This is a genomic window from Pigmentiphaga sp. (genome assembly GCF_033795525.1).
In the GTDB taxonomy this organism is placed as follows: domain Bacteria; phylum Pseudomonadota; class Gammaproteobacteria; order Burkholderiales; family Burkholderiaceae_B; genus Pigmentiphaga.
The window spans coordinates 417,032-433,715 of sequence record NZ_JARYGM010000001.1 but is presented as its reverse complement, the minus strand read 5'-3'; the positions used below and the strand labels follow the sequence as shown (position 1 = coordinate 433,715).

General features: G+C 66.3%; 16 protein-coding genes. 10 read left to right on the top strand and 6 right to left on the bottom strand.

The window, feature by feature from the left end; all coding sequences use genetic code 11:
• Window positions 1-102 precede the first annotated feature (102 nt).
• The 6 genes from QHC78_RS02095 to QHC78_RS02070 all read left to right on the top strand — a co-directional run bounded on the left by QHC78_RS02095 (window position 103) and on the right by QHC78_RS02070 (window position 6,848).
• Window positions 103-1,212, top strand: coding sequence for a M24 family metallopeptidase (locus QHC78_RS02095; protein ID WP_319742223.1), 1,110 nt, complete (start codon window positions 103-105; stop codon window positions 1,210-1,212).
• A 44-nt stretch (window positions 1,213-1,256) separates the two neighbouring features.
• The gene (locus QHC78_RS02090; protein WP_319742222.1) at window positions 1,257-2,315 is read left to right on the top strand and encodes an aminopeptidase P family N-terminal domain-containing protein; all 1,059 of its coding nucleotides are present in this window, start codon (window positions 1,257-1,259) and stop codon (window positions 2,313-2,315) included.
• Window positions 2,316-2,400: 85 nt separating this feature from the next.
• A complete protein-coding gene (locus QHC78_RS02085) occupies window positions 2,401-3,369 on the top strand; it encodes a Bug family tripartite tricarboxylate transporter substrate binding protein (RefSeq protein WP_319742221.1) in 969 nt (322 codons plus the stop codon).
• Between the two features lie 70 nt (window positions 3,370-3,439).
• Window positions 3,440-4,489, top strand: a complete 1,050-nt coding sequence (locus tag QHC78_RS02080; RefSeq protein WP_319742220.1) for a TauD/TfdA family dioxygenase — start codon at window positions 3,440-3,442, stop codon at window positions 4,487-4,489.
• A gap of 14 nt (window positions 4,490-4,503) precedes the next feature.
• The gene (locus QHC78_RS02075; protein WP_319742219.1) at window positions 4,504-5,868 is read left to right on the top strand and encodes a CapA family protein; all 1,365 of its coding nucleotides are present in this window, start codon (window positions 4,504-4,506) and stop codon (window positions 5,866-5,868) included.
• Entirely contained in the window at window positions 5,865-6,848 is a 984-nt protein-coding gene (locus tag QHC78_RS02070) for a D-2-hydroxyacid dehydrogenase family protein (RefSeq protein WP_319742218.1), read from the top strand. The genes QHC78_RS02075 and QHC78_RS02070 overlap by 4 nt, the downstream gene beginning before the upstream one ends.
• On the opposite strand, the gene QHC78_RS02065 is transcribed toward QHC78_RS02070, so the two are convergent.
• From QHC78_RS02065 to hda, 5 genes are all read right to left on the bottom strand, one after another.
• Window positions 6,834-7,451: an LON peptidase substrate-binding domain-containing protein gene (locus tag QHC78_RS02065; RefSeq protein WP_319742216.1), complete on the bottom strand. Its 618-nt coding sequence runs from the start codon at window positions 7,449-7,451 to the stop codon at window positions 6,834-6,836. The genes QHC78_RS02070 and QHC78_RS02065 overlap by 15 nt on opposite strands.
• 96 nt (window positions 7,452-7,547) lie before the next feature.
• Complete coding sequence (gene folK, locus QHC78_RS02060; RefSeq protein ID WP_319742215.1) at window positions 7,548-8,039, bottom strand: 2-amino-4-hydroxy-6-hydroxymethyldihydropteridine diphosphokinase; 492 nt, start codon at window positions 8,037-8,039, stop codon at window positions 7,548-7,550.
• Window positions 8,036-9,430 carry a polynucleotide adenylyltransferase PcnB gene (pcnB, locus tag QHC78_RS02055; RefSeq protein WP_319742214.1) on the bottom strand — a complete coding sequence of 465 codons (1,395 nt, stop codon included), beginning with the start codon at window positions 9,428-9,430 and terminating at the stop codon, window positions 8,036-8,038. The genes folK and pcnB overlap by 4 nt, the downstream gene beginning before the upstream one ends.
• Entirely contained in the window at window positions 9,427-10,119 is a 693-nt protein-coding gene (locus QHC78_RS02050; protein WP_319742213.1) for an HAD family hydrolase, read from the bottom strand. The genes pcnB and QHC78_RS02050 overlap by 4 nt, the downstream gene beginning before the upstream one ends.
• Window positions 10,116-10,838 (bottom strand): DnaA regulatory inactivator Hda, encoded by a 723-nt coding sequence (hda, locus tag QHC78_RS02045; RefSeq protein WP_319742212.1) that lies wholly within the window; start codon window positions 10,836-10,838, stop codon window positions 10,116-10,118. The genes QHC78_RS02050 and hda overlap by 4 nt, the downstream gene beginning before the upstream one ends.
• A 297-nt stretch (window positions 10,839-11,135) precedes the next feature.
• Here hda and purM point away from each other — a divergent pair, with 297 nt between their 5' ends.
• The 4 genes from purM to QHC78_RS02025 all read left to right on the top strand — a co-directional run bounded on the left by purM (window position 11,136) and on the right by QHC78_RS02025 (window position 15,495).
• Entirely contained in the window at window positions 11,136-12,185 is a 1,050-nt protein-coding gene (purM, locus tag QHC78_RS02040; protein WP_319742210.1) for a phosphoribosylformylglycinamidine cyclo-ligase, read from the top strand.
• A gap of 6 nt (window positions 12,186-12,191) precedes the next feature.
• Window positions 12,192-13,211 carry a LacI family DNA-binding transcriptional regulator gene (locus tag QHC78_RS02035; RefSeq protein WP_319742209.1) on the top strand — a complete coding sequence of 340 codons (1,020 nt, stop codon included), beginning with the start codon at window positions 12,192-12,194 and terminating at the stop codon, window positions 13,209-13,211.
• Window positions 13,212-13,602: 391 nt separating this feature from the next.
• Window positions 13,603-14,454 carry a polysaccharide deacetylase family protein gene (locus tag QHC78_RS02030; RefSeq protein ID WP_319742208.1) on the top strand — a complete coding sequence of 284 codons (852 nt, stop codon included), beginning with the start codon at window positions 13,603-13,605 and terminating at the stop codon, window positions 14,452-14,454.
• Between the two features lie 84 nt (window positions 14,455-14,538).
• Window positions 14,539-15,495 carry a tripartite tricarboxylate transporter substrate binding protein gene (locus QHC78_RS02025; protein ID WP_319742207.1) on the top strand — a complete coding sequence of 319 codons (957 nt, stop codon included), beginning with the start codon at window positions 14,539-14,541 and terminating at the stop codon, window positions 15,493-15,495.
• 42 nt (window positions 15,496-15,537) lie between these two features.
• Here QHC78_RS02025 and hisC read toward each other — a convergent pair whose 3' ends face one another.
• Complete coding sequence (gene hisC, locus QHC78_RS02020) at window positions 15,538-16,596, bottom strand: histidinol-phosphate transaminase (protein WP_319742206.1); 1,059 nt, start codon at window positions 16,594-16,596, stop codon at window positions 15,538-15,540.
• Window positions 16,597-16,684: the final 88 nt, after the last annotated feature.

Here is a 16,684-nt window from a genome sequence, read left to right as displayed (position 1 = left end):
TCCCTCCTACGTATTCTGTCTCGCGAGACGGCTTGGCCATGACCGGGCCGCGATAACGATGATGCCGGCCAGCTTCGGCCGCGCTGTGGAGCCGAGACACGCATGAGTGCATTGCTCAGGGAAGAACGGGCAGGTCGTTTGCGAACAGCCATGGAACGGGCCGGCATGGACTTGCTGGTCGTGACCGGGAATGCGTGGCGCAGCGATTACCTGCGGTTCGTGCTGGATATCACGCCCATGGAAGGGCAGGCGGTGGCCTTTTTCTCCGGTGCCGGCGTACGGTTGCTGGTCGACACCCCTGCCGAGGCCGAACGCCTGGCGGCCGAGCAGCCGGGACTGCATGTGGAATGGACGCATGAGCTGCTGCCCCGTGCCCGCCGGGAATTGGATGCGGCAGATCCCACCCGTACCGGCCTGGCTCCGGCCCCGTCGACCCCCTCGCTGCTGGCGGGCAGCGCGGTAGGCAGCTCCATGCTGCGCACGACGGCGATGCTGGATGGATTGATGGTACGCAAGTCGGCAGCCGAGGCCGATGCCGTCGAACGCGCGGTGGAGCTGGCCGATGCCGGCTACGAGGTCTTCCGCGCCGCGGCCCGCGTGGGCAGGCAGGAGTTCGAACTGGTGGGCGAACTCGAAGCGTGGCTACGCGCGCAAGGTTGCCCCGAGAATTTCATGATCATGGGGTCGGGCGGCAAGGAAGTCCGCACCATGCGGCCGCCGGGAGAACGCCGCCTGGCGCCGGGTGATCTCGTTACCACCGAATTGACGCCTTGCGTGGACGGCTATTACGCGCAGATCTGCAGGACGCTGGTCCTGGGGCCGCCCACCCGCGAGCAGCTGGACGCCTACGCCGTGTTCGTCGAGGCGTTGGAGGCCGGTATCGCGGCGGTCCGCCCGGGGGCGACCCATGGCGATGTGGCCCGCGCCCAGAACGATGTATTCCGCCGCCATGGGCTCGGTGAGTACGTCACGTCCAAGTACACGCGTGTTCGCGGGCACGGCATGGGTTTGTACGTGGACGGTCCGCATGTGCTGGAAGACGTGGATCTGGTGCTCGAGCCCGACATGACCCTGGTGGTCCATCCCAATACCTACCATCCCGTCGCGGGCTACATCGTACTGGGCGACACCGTGCGCGTGACCGACACCGGCTGCAGGGTCTTGACCCGCACGCCGCGAGCCCTGCGCGGCCCGGCCGCCGGCCCCGCGTGATCTGACTGGCATACGGAGAGATTCGTTCTATGCGTCGCGGACTGATGAGTTGGTCGCAGGAAGAACTGCCGGCCTCGGTACTGGATGAACGGGTGGCCCGGCTGCAGGCGGCCATGGAGCAGGAAGGATGGGGCGCCGTGCTGGCCTACACCTCCTTTGCCGAACCGGCGGCCGTCCACTGGCTGACCAATTTCACGCCTTATTGGAGCGAGGCCATGTTGCTGGTGCTCCCCCGGGGCAAGCCCGTGCTGTTGGCCGCGTTGACCCCTCGCGTGCACGGATGGATACGCGAAGTCTCCCACCTGGGGGATCTGGTGTCGGCGCCGCGGCTCGCCAGCAGCGTGCTGCAGATGTTGGCGGACAAGGGCGTGGCGACGGGTACCCGCATAGGCGTGATCGGCCTGGATGCGCTGCCTGCCTCCGTCGCCATGCCCTTGCTCGCGCAATGGGGCGAGGCGGCGGTGGCGGATGCGACGCGGGTATACGCCTCGCTGCGCCAGCCGTGTGGCGTAGCCGAGTTGGCCCTCGCGCGGCGGGCGTGGGAGATCGCCGTGCGGGCGCTGGCCGCGGCGCCGGGCATGGCCCGAAGCACGTCGCAGATCGCCAGCGCGGTCGAGGCATCGGCCCGGGCAGACGGAGCGGAAGAGGTCCTGCACCGCATGGCACCCGATCTGGCGCGGGGCGCCGCCTTGATGCGGCTGGAAGGCGGGCGGCCGCTGGGCCAGGCCTACGCGCTCGAGCTGTCGGTGGCCTACAAAGGCTATTGGGTCCGTGCCGGACGCAGCTTTAGCCACGGACCTCGCCCTCAGGCCTGGGAGGGGGCCCAGGCCTGGTTCCGCGACAGCCTGCTTCGTCTGGCCGAACGCGGCGCGGATGCCGTTGACGCGGTGCCCGCGAGCGGGGGACGCTGGACATTGGAGGCCTGCATCGGTGCGCAGCCGCTGAGTCTGGTGCGTACCCAGGACGAAGTGCTGTGGCCGCTGCCGGCCGGCAGTCTGGCGATTTTTTCCGCGCATCTGGCCACCGAAGATGGGCATTGGTTTCAAAGTGCGCCTGTGGTGCTGGGCGGCGGCGAGCAGCCCGGCCAAGTGCTGGAGGCCTGAGGCGGAGCGGGAGCGCCCGTTTTGCCTCGGCGAAATGACGGCTAGAAGAGGCGCAGTAAAAGCGCCAACAACGGAGACGATGCTTATGCCCAAGTACATGGTGCGCCGGCTATTGACAGCCGTATCGCTGATTTTCCCCTGTGCCGCGATGGCGGCGGACTATCCCTCCAAGATGATACGCATCATCGTGCCCGTGCCCGCCGGTGGCGCGGCCGATACGCTGGCGCGCATCGTCGGAGAAGGCCTGCAACAAAAATGGGGCCAGTCGGTCATTGTCGAGAACCGTTCGGGCGCGAGCGGCAACATCGGGGCCGAGGCCGTCTATCGCGCAGAACCCGATGGCCATACGCTGCTCGTTTCTCCGCCCGGGCCGCTGGCAATCAACAAAAGCCTGTACCGGCAGCTCGCCTACGACCCCGCGCAAATGGTTCCGGTGTCGATCATTGCGGCCAATCCCAACGTGCTGCTCGTCCATCCCAAGGTGCCGGCCAAATCCCTGAAGGAATTGATTGCCTATGCCAAGGCGCATCCGGGCAAGCTCAACTTCGCTTCCGGCGGAACGGGCTCCACGCCGCACCTTGCGGGCGAGCTCCTCAAGATGATGACGGGCATAGACATGGTCCATATTCCCTATAAAGGCGGCCCCCCGGCCTACGCCGACCTGCTGGCCGGCCAGGTGGACGTCATGTTCCAGGGCTTGGCCACGGCGTTGCCGCAGATCAAGGAAGGCAAGCTGCGCGTGCTGGCGGTCGGCGGGGAAAAGCGCCATCCCGCGCTGCCCGACGTTCCCACGTTGACGGAATCGCTGCCGGGGTTCATCTCGGTGTCGTGGACCGGCATGGCGGCGCCGCCGGGAACGCCTCCCGAGGTCGCCGCCAAGCTGGCCGCCGCGGTGCACGACGTGCTGATCGGCGACGGTGCCGGCAAGGATCTCAAGGGCCTGGATGCGCGCGATCTGATTGCCAGCAATCCTGGCGAGGCGGCCCGCTTTACCAAGGAAGAAGTGGAACGCTGGAGCAAGGTCATTCGTTCGACCGGCATCAATGTCGATTGATGCGGCCTGACGCCGTAGGGCGGGCACCGTCTCGATGCGGACGTAGCCGCCGATCCAAGGAGTGCAAGCAATGCGTGAAGCGATCATGGGACCGGCCAACTGGCGGGGGCCGGAAATGAAGGACGACAAGTCGTGGATCTACGAGTTCACGGCGGAGAACATCGCGGAGATCGATGGGGCGCTGCGCAACGTGCGCAGCCTGGGCAAGACCATCGAGACCATGACCCGCGAGGATTTCCCGCTGCCGACGGTTGCCGCGTTGATCGACCATACCCGCGACCGCCTGGAGAACGGCCCGGGCCTGCAGCTGTTGCGCGGGTTCCCGGCCGAGCGCTACGGGAAGGACGACCTGCGCATCATCTACTGGGGCCTGGGCAAGCACCTGGGGACGGCGGTTTCCCAGAGCGCGCGCGGCGACATCCTGGGCGACGTACGCAACCTCAACATAGACATCAACAGTCCGCAGGGCCGGGGCTATACCTCCAACCAGAAGCTGACCTATCACACGGACAGTTGCGACGTGGTCGGGCTGTTCGTGCTGCGCACCGCCAAGAGCGGCGGGTTGAGCATGATTGCCAGCTCGCAGGCCATCCACAACGAGATTGCGCGCGTTCGTCCGGACCTTCTGGATGTGCTGTACGAGCCTTTCTATTGGAGCTGGCAGGGACAGGAGGAGCCCGGGCAGCTTCCTTACTACCAGCAGCCCATCTTCACGGTGCACGAAGGCAAGTTCTCGTGCCGCTATGTGCGCACGCATATCCGCTCGGCACAGCGTTTTCCCGATGTCCCGAGGCTGACTCCCCGGCAGGAGGAGGCGCTGGACCTGCTGGACAGCCTGGCGGCCAGCACCGACTTTCATTTCTCGATGATGTTTCAGCCGGGCGACCTGCAGTTCCTGAACAACCACGTCATGCTGCATTCGCGCACCCAGTTCGAGGACTACGACGAACCGGAAAGAAAGCGCCATTTGCTGCGGATGTGGCTAGCGGTGCCCAATAGCCGGCCGCTGAGTCCCGCGCTGGGTACGATTTACCGCGATGGCCGGCCCGGGGCCGTGCGGGGAGGATTCCCCTCGCGCACCGGCAAGCTGATCTACGAAACGGTGGGAAGCATCGAATAGCGCGGAGGCCGCATATGCTTTATGAGGCGGAGCAGGGCCGGATCAAGCTGGCGTTGGTCGGCGACATGATGTTGTCGCGAGCGTTGCGGCCTTATGCCGAACAGGAGTACCTGGCGCTGGTCGAGCTGCTGCGCGGGGCCGACGCCAGCTTCGGCAATCTGGAGACCACGGTGCGGCACGCCCACGAGGGCGTTCCCAATTTCACGCAGGGGACGCCGATGAGCACCCCTCCGGCCTTGCTGGAGGATTTGAAATGGATGGGCGTCGATATCGTTTCCGTGGCGAACAACCATGCAACGGACTACGGCGTATCCGGCGTCCTGGCCAGCCTCGCTCACCTGGAGCAGGCAGGCATCCCGTACTCGGGAGCCGGGCGCACCTTGACCGAAGCGCGGCGGCCGGGCTACCTGGAAACGGGCGCGGGGAGGATAGGGCTGGTGTCCGCGACCTCATTCTTCCGGCCGTGGAATCGGGCGGCCGATGCGCGTTCGGACAGCGCCGGCCGGCCCGGCATCAATCCCTTGGGATTTTCCACTTCGTACACCGTGGACGACGCGGCGCTCGAGGCCTTGAAGCGCATCAGCGAAGAGTTGGGGCTGGCGCAAGAACAGGTGCGCCATCGTTCCCAGTTCTATGCACCGCATGAAGTCCCCCGGAGCGACGAGGACAGCGTGGCCCTGCTGGGTGCCAAATTCCGCCGGGGCAACGCATTCGGCATGTCGACCCGGGTCGATCCCCAGGACGCCGAAGCGAATCTGCGTTGGATACGCGAGGCCCGCAAGCAGGCGGACTGGGTAGTTTTTTCTTTCCATTGTCATGAGTTCGGCAGTGCGGGCAGGCGGACCGCGCCGACGGACGTCGAACTGGAAGAGTCGGCGGACTTTGCCGTGGCCTTTGCCCATGCCGCCGTCGAGGCGGGCGCCCATGTCGTGGCCGGTCATGGACCGCACCTGACCATGGGGGTGGAGGTGTATCGCGGCGCGCCGATTTTCTACAGTCTCGGCAACTTCATTTTCCAGAACGAAACGATCGGTGCCTTTCCTGCCGAAGCCTATGGCCGCTTCGGACTCGGTACGGAGGCCACGCCGTCCGAGTTCCTCGATGCCCGGACCGGCAACGATACGCGCGGATTTCCGGCGGCCCGGGAGTTCTGGGAAGGCTGCCTCGCCACCTGCCAGTTCGAGGCAGGAAAACTGGCGGCGGTGCATTTGTACCCTGTCGACATGGGCTTCGGCAGGCCGCGTGCGCAGCGCGGGCGCCCGATGCTCGCGCGGGGCGAATCGGCGCGCCGCATCCTGGATCGAATGGCGCGGTTGTCGCGGCCGTTCGGCACCAGATTTTCGATCGAGGGGGACGTCGGCGTCCTGCAACTGCCATGAAGCGGCTCGCCATCCTGGATGACTACCTGCATCTATCGTTGAAGTCCGCGGATTGGTCGGTGTTGCAGGATCGCTGCCGGATCGATGTCATCGACCGCAAGCTGGAGGTTCCGGACGAGGCCGCTCGCGTGCTGGCTCCCTACCATATCCTGTGCCATTTGCGCGAACGCACGCCCATGCCGCGGGCCTTGCTGGAGCGGCTGCCCAAGCTGGAGTTCATGACCGTCACCGGCAAGGCGCACCGGACGCTCGATCTGGAGGCGGCGGTGGAGCGGGGCATCGTGGTCTCGCACGTCTCGTCGGCGGTAGAGGGTTCCAATGCCACGCCCGAGCTGGCCTGGGGCCTGATACTGGCGACGGCACGCCACATCGCCCGCGAAGACCGGCACATGCGCGAAGGGGGATGGCAACATACGGCCGGCATGCTGCTCGATGGCAAGACGCTGGGGCTGCTCGGGCTCGGGCGGGTGGGGCAGCGCATGGCGGCCATCGGCCGGGCCTTCGGCATGCGGGTGATCGCGTGGAGTCCCAACCTGACCTCGGACGCGGCGGCGGCCTTCCATGTCGAACGCGTGGACAAGGACAGCTTGTTCCGCCAGGCGGATGTCCTGAGCATTCATGTCGTACTGAGCGAGCGGTCCCGCCATCTGGTGGGGGCGCAAGAGCTCGGCTGGATGAAACCCGAAGCCATTCTGATCAACACGGCCCGTGGCGCGATCGTGGACGAAGCGGCATTGGTCGAGGCACTCGTCCATGGCCGGCTCGGCGGCGCGGGACTGGACGTATTCGAACACGAGCCGCTTCCCGCCGGACATCCCTTCACCACGCTCGAGAACGTCGTGCTGACGCCTCATCTGGGCTATGTCACGCGCGATACGCTGGCCGGCTTCTACCGCGCCACGGTGCAGGGCGTGGCTGCCTACCTGGACGGCCGCCCCATCGGCGTGCGCCCGGCGCAAGGCTCCTCAATCGCCCAGTAGCTTGCGGCGTTTCAAGATGTCCTGCACCTGAGTCAGCCGGCTTTGCGGATTGCCGTCGGCCAGCAGGTGCCGTTGCTGCGGCGGAAGCAGCGGCAGCAGTTCCGCCCAACGGTAGGCCACCCAGCCGCATTCGTCCAGGCGGAAAGGCGCGGCAATGGCCATGTCCGTCTCCGGCACGCTGTTCTGCTGGAGCTCGGCAATCAGCTGGCCCAGTGTATTGGCGCTGGGCTGCAGGAAGTCCGGGATGGGAACCGGTGGATCGTCGGCCTGCGGTTCGACCTGTCCTACCCAAAGACCGTACTTGCGTTGTTCGCTGGAGACCAGGCGAAAGCGGGTCCCGCCCACGCAGCGCAGTTGCAGCAGGCCCGGCATGGGCGCCTCCCATGCCGCGATTTTCGCCATGGTGCCGAAATCCGCGAGGATTTCCTTGCCTTCCGGCGTACGGACCTCGCTGCCGGCCAATAGCGGGACGACGCCGAACTCGCTCTGGTCGGCAATGCATTGCTTGATCATGTCGAGATAACGGATCTCGAAAACGCGCAGATGCAGGATGCCGTCGGGGTAGAGGGCTCGGCTGAGAGGGAAGAGGGGGATGGGATTCATGGCAGCGTGTCGCGGATAGGGTGCCGGATTCCCCCAGGATAGCGCGTCTGGCCGCCGCTGCGGCGGCTTGCCTGCCGGCCAGTGGCACGCGCGCAGCTAGTTTTCCAAGGGCAGCACGCGCTGGTCCGCGCACGCAGACAGCAGGTCGGCCACGCGTCCTTGCGGCAGTAGCATGTCGGGATCGATATCGGCCAGAGGACGCAGGACAAAGGCGCGCTCGTGCATGCGCGGGTGGGGCAGTGTGAGGCGCGGCGTATCCAAACGCAGGTCGTCGTAGGCCAGCAGGTCCAGGTCCAGCGTCCGCGGGGCATTGCGGTACGGGCGTTGGCGGCCGTGCGCCCGTTCTATGTCCTGGAGCAGGTCCAGCAGGGCCAGGGGAGGCAGGGTCGTGTGCAGGCGCATTGCCGCGTTGATGTAGTCGGGGCCGTTGGCGTCCACCGGAGCGGTCCGGTAGAAGCCCGACACCGCGTCCCGCCGGACGGCGGGATGGGCGTGCAATTCGTCCAGCGCCTGCTGCAGCGTTCCCCGCGCATCGCCCAGGTTGGCGCCCAGCGCCACCCAAGCCGTGTGCCAGGCCGGCGCGCTCATCCGGCGGCGGGCTCCGGGCCGCCTTCGGCACCGCCGCCGCCCTGGCGTGACCGGCCGCCGCGCCGGCGGCGCTTGCGGGCAGGCCCTTCTCCCGGCGCGCGGGGCTGGCGCGCGAGTTCCTCCAGCATGGCGGCACGGGTGGAGTCGCTGGCGTCGGCCAAGTCCATCCACCACTGGGCCAGGGCGCTGTCGACTTCGCCGGCCGCCGCGCGCAGCTGCAGGAAGTCGCACGCCGCGCGGAAGCGAGGTTGCTCGAGCATGCGCCAGGCGGCCTTGCCCTGCCTGCGCTCGAAGCGGGGCTGCATGAACCAGATTTCCCGCATATCGGACACGAAGCGGCGCTGGATGGCCAGTTTTTCGGTCTGGTCGTCCAGCACCGAGTCCACCGCCATGCCCAATGCCGGCATGGGCAATTCCCCTTCGGCCCGGTACTGCTGCCACCGCTGGTTGACCTGTTGCCAGAGCAGCGCCGCGAACAGGAAACTGGGGCTGACGGATTTTCCGCTGCGTACGCGCTGGTCGGTGCGTTCCAGCGCGAGCTTCACGAAACGTTCGCCATCCGGCTGTTCCAGCACCACGTCCAGCAGCGGCAGCAGGCCCTTGTGCAGCCCCTCGGCCCGCAGGCGCCGCAGGCATTCGAGCGCGTGGCCGCAGGTCAGCATCTTGAGCATTTCGTCGAACAGCCGGGAGGCCGGTACGTTCTCGATCAGGTGCGCCATCTCGCGGATGGGCGCCTGCGTGGCCGGGGCGATGGTAAAGCCCAGCTTCGCCGCGAATCGCACGCCGCGCAGCATGCGGACCGGGTCTTCGCGATAGCGCTTGGCCGCATCGCCGATGATGCTGACCACTTTTTTCTTCAGGTCGGCCACGCCATTGTGGTAGTCGATGACGATCTCGGTGGCCGGATCATAGTAAAGGGCGTTGAGCGTGAAATCGCGCCGGGCGGCATCTTCTTCCAGTGTGCCGAAGACGTTGTCGCGCAGGATCCGCCCGTGTTCGTCGGTGGTTTGTTCGTCCGTGCCCGAGGCCCGGAAGGTGGAGGTCTCGATGATCTCCTGGCCGAACACGACATGGACCAGCCGGAAGCGCCGGCCGATGATGCGGGCGCGCCGAAAGAGGGGTTGGATCTGTTCGGGCGTGGCGTCGGTGGCGACGTCGAAGTCCTTGGGCTGCACGCCCACGATCAGGTCGCGTACCGCGCCGCCGACGATGTAGGCCTGGTAGCCGTTCTCGTGCAGGACGTCGCAGACCTTGATCGCATGGCGCGAGACCAGCCGGCGATCGATGCCGTGCCGGGTCTGGGGCACGCGCAGCGGCGCATGCCGCTTGACGCTCAGGATGGGGCGCGGTGCCCGGGGGGTAAAGAGTTTGCTGATGAGCTTCTTGATCATGCGAACAAATCCGTTGTGCGCCAGCCTCGGTCCCGCGCCAATTCTCGCAGCGCCGCGGACGGGTTGGTGGCGACCGGGTCGGTGACTGCCTCGAGCAGCGGGACGTCGTTCATCGAGTCGCTATAGAAAAAGGATTGCCGGAAATCGGCCAGTTGCCAACCATGCCGGGCCAGCCATTGGTTGACACGCACCACCTTGCCTTCGCGGAAGCAGGGGATGCCCTGGATGCGGCCCGTATATCGGCCCGCGACATATTCCGGCTCGGTGGCGAGCAGCACGGGGATGCCGAATGCGCGCGCGATGGGGGCGGTCACGAATGAGTTGGTCGAGGTGGCGATGGCGCACAGGTCTCCCGCCTCCAGGTGCTCGCGCACCAGCGCGATGGCCTGTTCGCTGATGGCGGGGCGGATGATCCGGGCCATGAACTCCTCGTGCCAGAGCGCGAGGTCGTAAGGGGTGTTGCGCGCGAGCAGGCCCAGCATGAATTCGGCCGATTCCATGGCCGTCAGCTTGCCTGCGTCGTAGCGCTGCATCAGTTCTTCGTTCTTGGCGCAGGCCGCCGCGGGATCGCCGACGTGGCCGCCGCGGGCGAGGAAATCGGCCCATTGATAATCGCTGTCCAGCGGCAACAGGGTGTGGTCCAGGTCGAACAGGGCGAGACGGGCGGGCGGCGCTTGGGTGGAAGTCATGACAACGAAGAATACGACTGAATGGAGGTCGGTTGAGGCTGTTCGGCCAGCATGGCGCGCAGCAGCGGCAGGGTGATGGGGCGCTTGGCGGCCAGCGAGTAGCGGTCCAGGGCCTCGAGCAGGGCGGACAACTGGCGCATATCGCGCTCGTAGTGGGTGAGTATCCAGTTGATGACCTCGGGCGCCAACTGCATCCCCCGGCTGGCGGCCTGGCGGACCAGGGCGTCGGTCTTTTCGGCGTCGGACAGAACTTCCAGGCGGAAGACGAGGTCCCACCCGAGCCGGGTGCGCAGGTCCTCGCGGATCTCGAGTTGCGCCGGGGCGCGCTCGCCGGCAACGATCAGCGAGAACGCCATCGCGGTGGCCGAGGATTCGCGCCAGCGGTTGTACAGCGTGAAGACGCATGCCAGGCGCGGCTCGTCGAGCAGGTGCAGGTCGTCGATGGCGATCAGGGCCGGGCAGGCATCCGTGTCGTCCGGTTGGGCCGTGCGCTGGTAGTCCGACACCGCGCTGCGGCTGTCCAGGTACAGTGCCTCGGGGCGGTCCGACAGGGCTCGCAGCAGGTGGGTGCGGCCGCATCCGGCCGGTCCCCACAGGTAGACCGCCCGGCCGGGCGGCAACGCCCGCAGGTTCGCCAGGGCCTCGGTGTTGGGCCCCGCAACGTAATTTTCCAGGGACGGCGCCGGCGCGGCGAGAACGTCGAGTAGCAACTGCTTCATGGGATGCGGCTAAATGAACCCGCAGCGTCGGACGATCATGGCGTTGGGCGGCGACAGGTCGGGCCGGGCATGGCTGCACGGGCAGGAAAGAAACGCAACGGCGGGGCGGCGGCGTCCGGGACGGCCTCCAGGGTTTGCGTGGGAACATGCCCGCTAAAAACCCCTATGCGCTGCGTGGGAATATCAATCATCGTAAAATTATAGCTTTCAGGCGTTCCTCGGCCGGTTTTTTCGTCAGGAAGGCGTCTCGCCGCCGTCGGCACGCGGGGCGGCCCCACTTACTTTTCGGTTCATCCCATGTCCGCACAACAACCCAGCGCTTCTTCTTTAACCTATCGCGACGCGGGCGTCGACATCGATGCGGGGGATGCCCTGGTCGAGCGCATCAAGCCGCTCGCCAAGCGCACCATGCGCGAAGGCGTGCTGGCCGGCATAGGCGGGTTCGGCGCCTTGTTCGAGGTGCCCAAGAAATACCGGGAACCCGTCCTGGTATCGGGTACCGACGGCGTGGGCACCAAGCTGCGGCTGGCCTTCTCCTGGAACAAGCACGACACCGTCGGCATCGACCTGGTGGCAATGAGCGTCAACGACATCCTGGTGCAAGGCGCCGAACCGCTGTTCTTCCTGGATTATTTCGCCTGCGGCCGCCTGTCGGTGGATACCGCCGCGACCGTCATCGGCGGCATCGCCAAGGGATGCGAGCTGGCCGGTTGTGCGCTGATAGGCGGCGAAACCGCCGAGATGCCCGGCATGTATCCGGACGGCGAGTACGACCTTGCCGGTTTTGCCGTGGGCGCTGTCGAGAAATCGCAAGCCATCGACGGCCGCCTGATCCAGCCCGGTGACGTGGTCCTGGGGCTGGCTTCCAGCGGCGCGCATTCGAACGGCTATTCGCTGGTGCGCAAGATCATCGAACGCGCGGGCGCGACCCCCGACCAGGATTTCCATGGCCAGCCGCTGCGCGACGTCGTGATGGCGCCGACGCGGATCTACGTCAAGCAGGTGCTGGCTGCCATCGCCAAGCACGAGATCAAGGGCCTGGCCCATATCACCGGCGGCGGGCTGCTCGACAACGTTCCGCGCATCCTGCGTCCCGGGCTGGCCGCCCGCCTGCATCGCGATGCCTGGCAAATGCCCGAGCTCTTTGCCTGGCTGCAACGCGAAGGGGGCGTGGCCGATGAGGAAATGCACCGCGTCTTCAACTGCGGCATCGGCATGGTCGTCGTGGTGTCGCCGGTCCAGGCCGACGCCGTGATGGCGACCCTGCGGGAACAAGGCGAGACGGTCAGCCGCATCGGCGAGATCGTCGAACAGCAACCGGGCGGCGCCCAGACGGTCGTCGTCTAAGCGCGCTTGAACAAGAAAGAAAGGGCCGCCCCGCGCGAGGTGCGCATGGCCGATGTGGCCAAGGAGGCGGGCGTCGCGCCCATTACGGTTTCGCGCGCGCTCAGCACCCCGGATACCGTGGCGCCCGAGACCCGCCGGCGCATCGACGAAGCCATCCAGCGCCTGGGCTATGTCGGCAACCGGGCCGCGGGCAGCCTGAAGTCCCGCCGTAGCAATCTGGTGGTCGTGGTCATTCCCAGCGTGACGCACCATTCGCTGGCCAGCATGATCCAGGGGATTTCCGAGGGACTCGCTCCGACGGGCTACCACCTGGTGCTGGCCACCAGCGGCGACTCGCGCGAGGAAGAAGAAAAAATCCTGCGCGCTTTCCTGGCGCAGCGGCCGTGCGCCGCCGTGCTGCACAACACCGTGCATACCGACGAATGCCGCCGGCTGCTGCTGCAGTCCGGCATTCCCGTCATCGAAACCGGCGACCTGCCGCCCGAGCCTCTCGATGTCGCCATCGGCTATTCCAACTTCGAAGCGGCGCGTAGCATGACCGCTCATCTGGCGTCGCGGGGCTACCGGCACATTGCGTTCGTCTACCGTTGGGCCGAGCGCAATGAGCGGACCGACGAACGCATCCGGGGCTACCGCGCTGCCATCGCACAGGCAGGGCTGCCGTCCGATGACGGTCTGTTGTTCGGGTCCGACGCGGGCGTGGCCGGCGGCGCGCAAACGCTGCGCCGCATTCTCGCGGAGCGGCCCGAGGTGGACGCCGTGTTCTTCACGGGCAACGACACCGGGGCGGGGGCCATCCTGGCGTGCCGGCGCGAGGGCTGGGCGGTGCCGCAGCGCGTGGCAATCGCCGGGTATGACGACACGGGACTCGCCATCTGCCTGCAACCGACCCTGACGACCCTGCGTATCCCGCGCCACGAAATCGGCGGGGCGGTGGCCGATACCATTCTCGCTCGTCTGGCTGGCCGCGAGGTGGCTCGGCGGCAGGACCTGGGCTTCGAGCTCTGCGTGCGCGAAAGCAGCTAACGGCATCTCCCCATTGACCCCACGAAATGGCGGTGTTATTTTTTTATGGTATCGATACCATACGGCTGCGATGGCGCCACGGTTTTCCCCGCGCTGCGGCGGGGAAACCGCAGACGCGCAAGCTGTACGCTCCCACGGGTCCTGTCCCGCCAGTGAGCGCTTTTTTTGCAGCATGTATGGTATCGATACCATAAAAAGCCTTGCGCGGTGCCTGCCGCCGGCGCTCACCAGGAGACGAGATGTATCGCATGCCCGGCCGAGTCCGGTTGCGGACGATATTGGCGGGGCGGGAGTGTGGACGGCCTGTTCCTGGTAGGCGTGAAAGACTGGGTCCAGCTGGAGGCCGTCCGGGCGCGGACTTTCCTATTCACCCATCCTCAGGAGACTACGAGTGAACCAGCCATCCCTGGCGTGGCCCAACGGCAAGCGTATCGCCGTGGCGGTATCCGTCATGTTCGAAACCTGGAGCGAAGGCACGGCGCCCACTTACTCGGTGCAGACCACTCATTTGAAGAGCGGTACTGTAGATCACGCAGGCCGGGCGTGGTCCACCTACGGCGGCCGCGAGGGCGTATGGAGGATCATCCGCACGCTGGACCGCTGGCAGGTTCCGGGCACATTCTTCACCAACGCCCGCTGCGCCGAGATCTATCCGGACGCGGTCAAGCAGATCGTGCGATCCGGGCACGACGTGGCCGGGCATGCCTACACGCAGGACAGGCTATTGACCTACATGCAGCCGGAAGAAGAGCGTGCCACCATATTCCGCAGCCTGGAGATACTAGCCGACGCCACCGGCAAACCGCCGAGCGGCTGGCTGAGTCCAGTGGTGGCCTTTACTCCGCACACCGCCGGCTTCCTGGCCGAGGCTGGGCTGAGCTGGCACAACGACGTGACCTATGTCGACATGCCGCATCGCATCCGTACCCCGCACGGGGTGATCGCCGGCGTACCCAAGAGCGATTTCACCGACAACCGGGTGCTCAAGGCCAGTTCCCGCGGCCTGTACGAGGTCTACACCAGCACCTTCGATTATCTGTACGAACACGAGCCGATGAGCATGCTGGTGCTGACGCTCCATTGCCATTTCGGCGGACGTCCGCTGATTACGGCCGTATTCGATCAGATCATGCGATACATCAGCGGCCATTCCGACGTCTGGTTCTGCCGGCTGGAGGACCTGGGCAATTGGGCGCTCGCGGCGCCCCAGGACGAACATGCTTACCGCGACCGCTACTTCTGAGCATCCAGCGCCGCATTTTCCCCCGTCGTCGTGGTTGGACGAAGGCCCCGGAGGTGCGTATCCAACCAGATCGAGGAGACATCCATGAACAAACTGATCGCTTGCCTTTTCCCGTGCCTGGCCCTGGCGGCTGCTCCGGCGGTGCGTGCCGAGTACCCTGAAAAGCCGGTCCGCATCATCGTAGGTTCGACGGCGGGCGGGGTGACCGACACCATGGCGCGGCTGATCGGCAGCCAGCTCACCCAGCGGCTGGGCCAGTCGTTCGTGGTCGAGAACCGTCCCGGCGCCAGCGGCGTCATTGGCCTATCGGAAGTGCACCGGGCACCGGCCGACGGCTATACGCTGACCATGGTGCCGGCCAACATCGTCGTATTCAAGGCCTTGTACGGCAATCTGAACTTCGATCCGGTGGAGGATTTCGCGCCCATCGTGCACGTCGGGAATTCGCCCATAGGGGTGTCGGTGCATGCCAGCTTTCCCGCCAAGAACCTGAAGGAACTCATCGCCTATGCGAGGTCGCACGATGTCAGCTATGCCTCGTGCGGTCCCGGCACGCCGCAGCACCTGGCCGCCGAGCAGTTCCGCGAGGTTGCCGGGCTGCGGCTGACCCACATTCCCTACAAGGGCTGCGGCCAGGCCTTGACCGACGTGCTGGCGGGCCGGGTGCCGGTATTCTTCGCCAGCATTCCGCATATCGTCGAAGGGCAGAAAAGCGGCAGGATTGCGCCGGTCGCGGTGACGGGCCAGGCGCGTTCGCCCTTGCTGCCCGGCGCGCCGACGCTGGTCGAGGCCGGTTACAAAGACGTGATGGTGGATGCCTGGTTCGGCCTGATCGCCGCCAAGGGGACGCCGCAGCCTGTCATCGGCAAGATCAATGCTGCCGTGAACGAGTTGCTGAAGCAGCCCGAGACCCGTCAGAAAATGGCGGCGCAGTACGTCGATCCGGTGGGCGGCACGCCGGCGAGCTTTGGCACGTTGATACGCCGGGACGCGGACCGGCTGAGCGGCATCGTGCGGGCGGTGGGCATCAAGGCGGAATGATGCCAGGGGAGCTGGACGGACGTACCGACCGGACCCCGGCGACTAGCCGACGATTTCGCGCAGCGCCCCGACCAGCGTATCGCATTCGGCGTCGGTGCCGATGCTGATGCGCAGGAACTGGTCGATCCGCGGGTGCTTGAAATGCCGCACCAGCACCTTGCGTTCACGCAGCGCTTTCAGCAAGGCGGCGCCGCTGTGCCCAGGGTGGCGCGCAAATACGAAATTGGCGGCCGACGGCAGGACTTCGAAGCCGAGCTCTTCCAGCCGGCCGGTCAGCCGCGTGCGCGAGGCAATGATGGCCTGCCGGGTCTGGTCGAAGTAGGCCTCGTCTTCCATCGCGGCCGTCCCGCCTGCGATGGCGAGCCGGTCCAGCGGATACGAGTTGAAGCTGCTCTTGACCCGTTCCAGGCCTTCTATCAAGTGCGGCTGGCCGATGGCATAGCCTACCCGCAGCCCGGCCAGCGAACGCGACTTGGATAGCGTCTGGACGACCAGCAGGTTGGGATAGGTCGCAACGAGCGGCACGGCCGAGGCGCCGCCGAAATCGATATAGGCTTCGTCGATGACCACCGGGGAGTCCGGATGGGCTTTGAGCAGGGCCTCGATGTCGTCCAGCGGCAGCAGGCGCCCGGTCGGCGCATTCGGGTTGGGGAAAATGACTCCGCCGTTCGGACAGCCATAGTCCTGTACCCGGATGGACAGGTCGGCGGCCAGCGGGACGGTACGGTGATCGATCCCGTAGAGGCCGCAATAGACCGGATAAAAGCTGTAGGTGACGTCAGGAAAGAGCAGCGGCAGGTCGTGTTTGAGCAGGCCGACGAATACGTGGGCCAGCACTTCGTCCGAGCTGTTGCCGGCAAAGACATGATCGGCCGGAACGCCGTGGAAGCGCGCAACGGCGGTCTTGAAAGCGGTGGCGTCGGGGTCGGGATAGCGGCGCAGCGCGTCGTCGGTGGCGCGGCGGATGGCTTCCAGCGCGCGCGGCGAAGGCGGGTACGGGTTCTCGTTGGTGTTGAGTTTGACGAGGCCGTCGATCTGAGGCTGTTCGCCGGGGACGTAGGGCGTCAGTTGCTGAGTGACGCGGCTCCAGTACCTGTTCATGAATGGTGTCGTCGAAAGCGCAAAGCGCGGCGACAGGCCGCGCGAGCGTTGAGCATAGCAGGGCCGGCGCCGGGGCGCACGCCGGCGG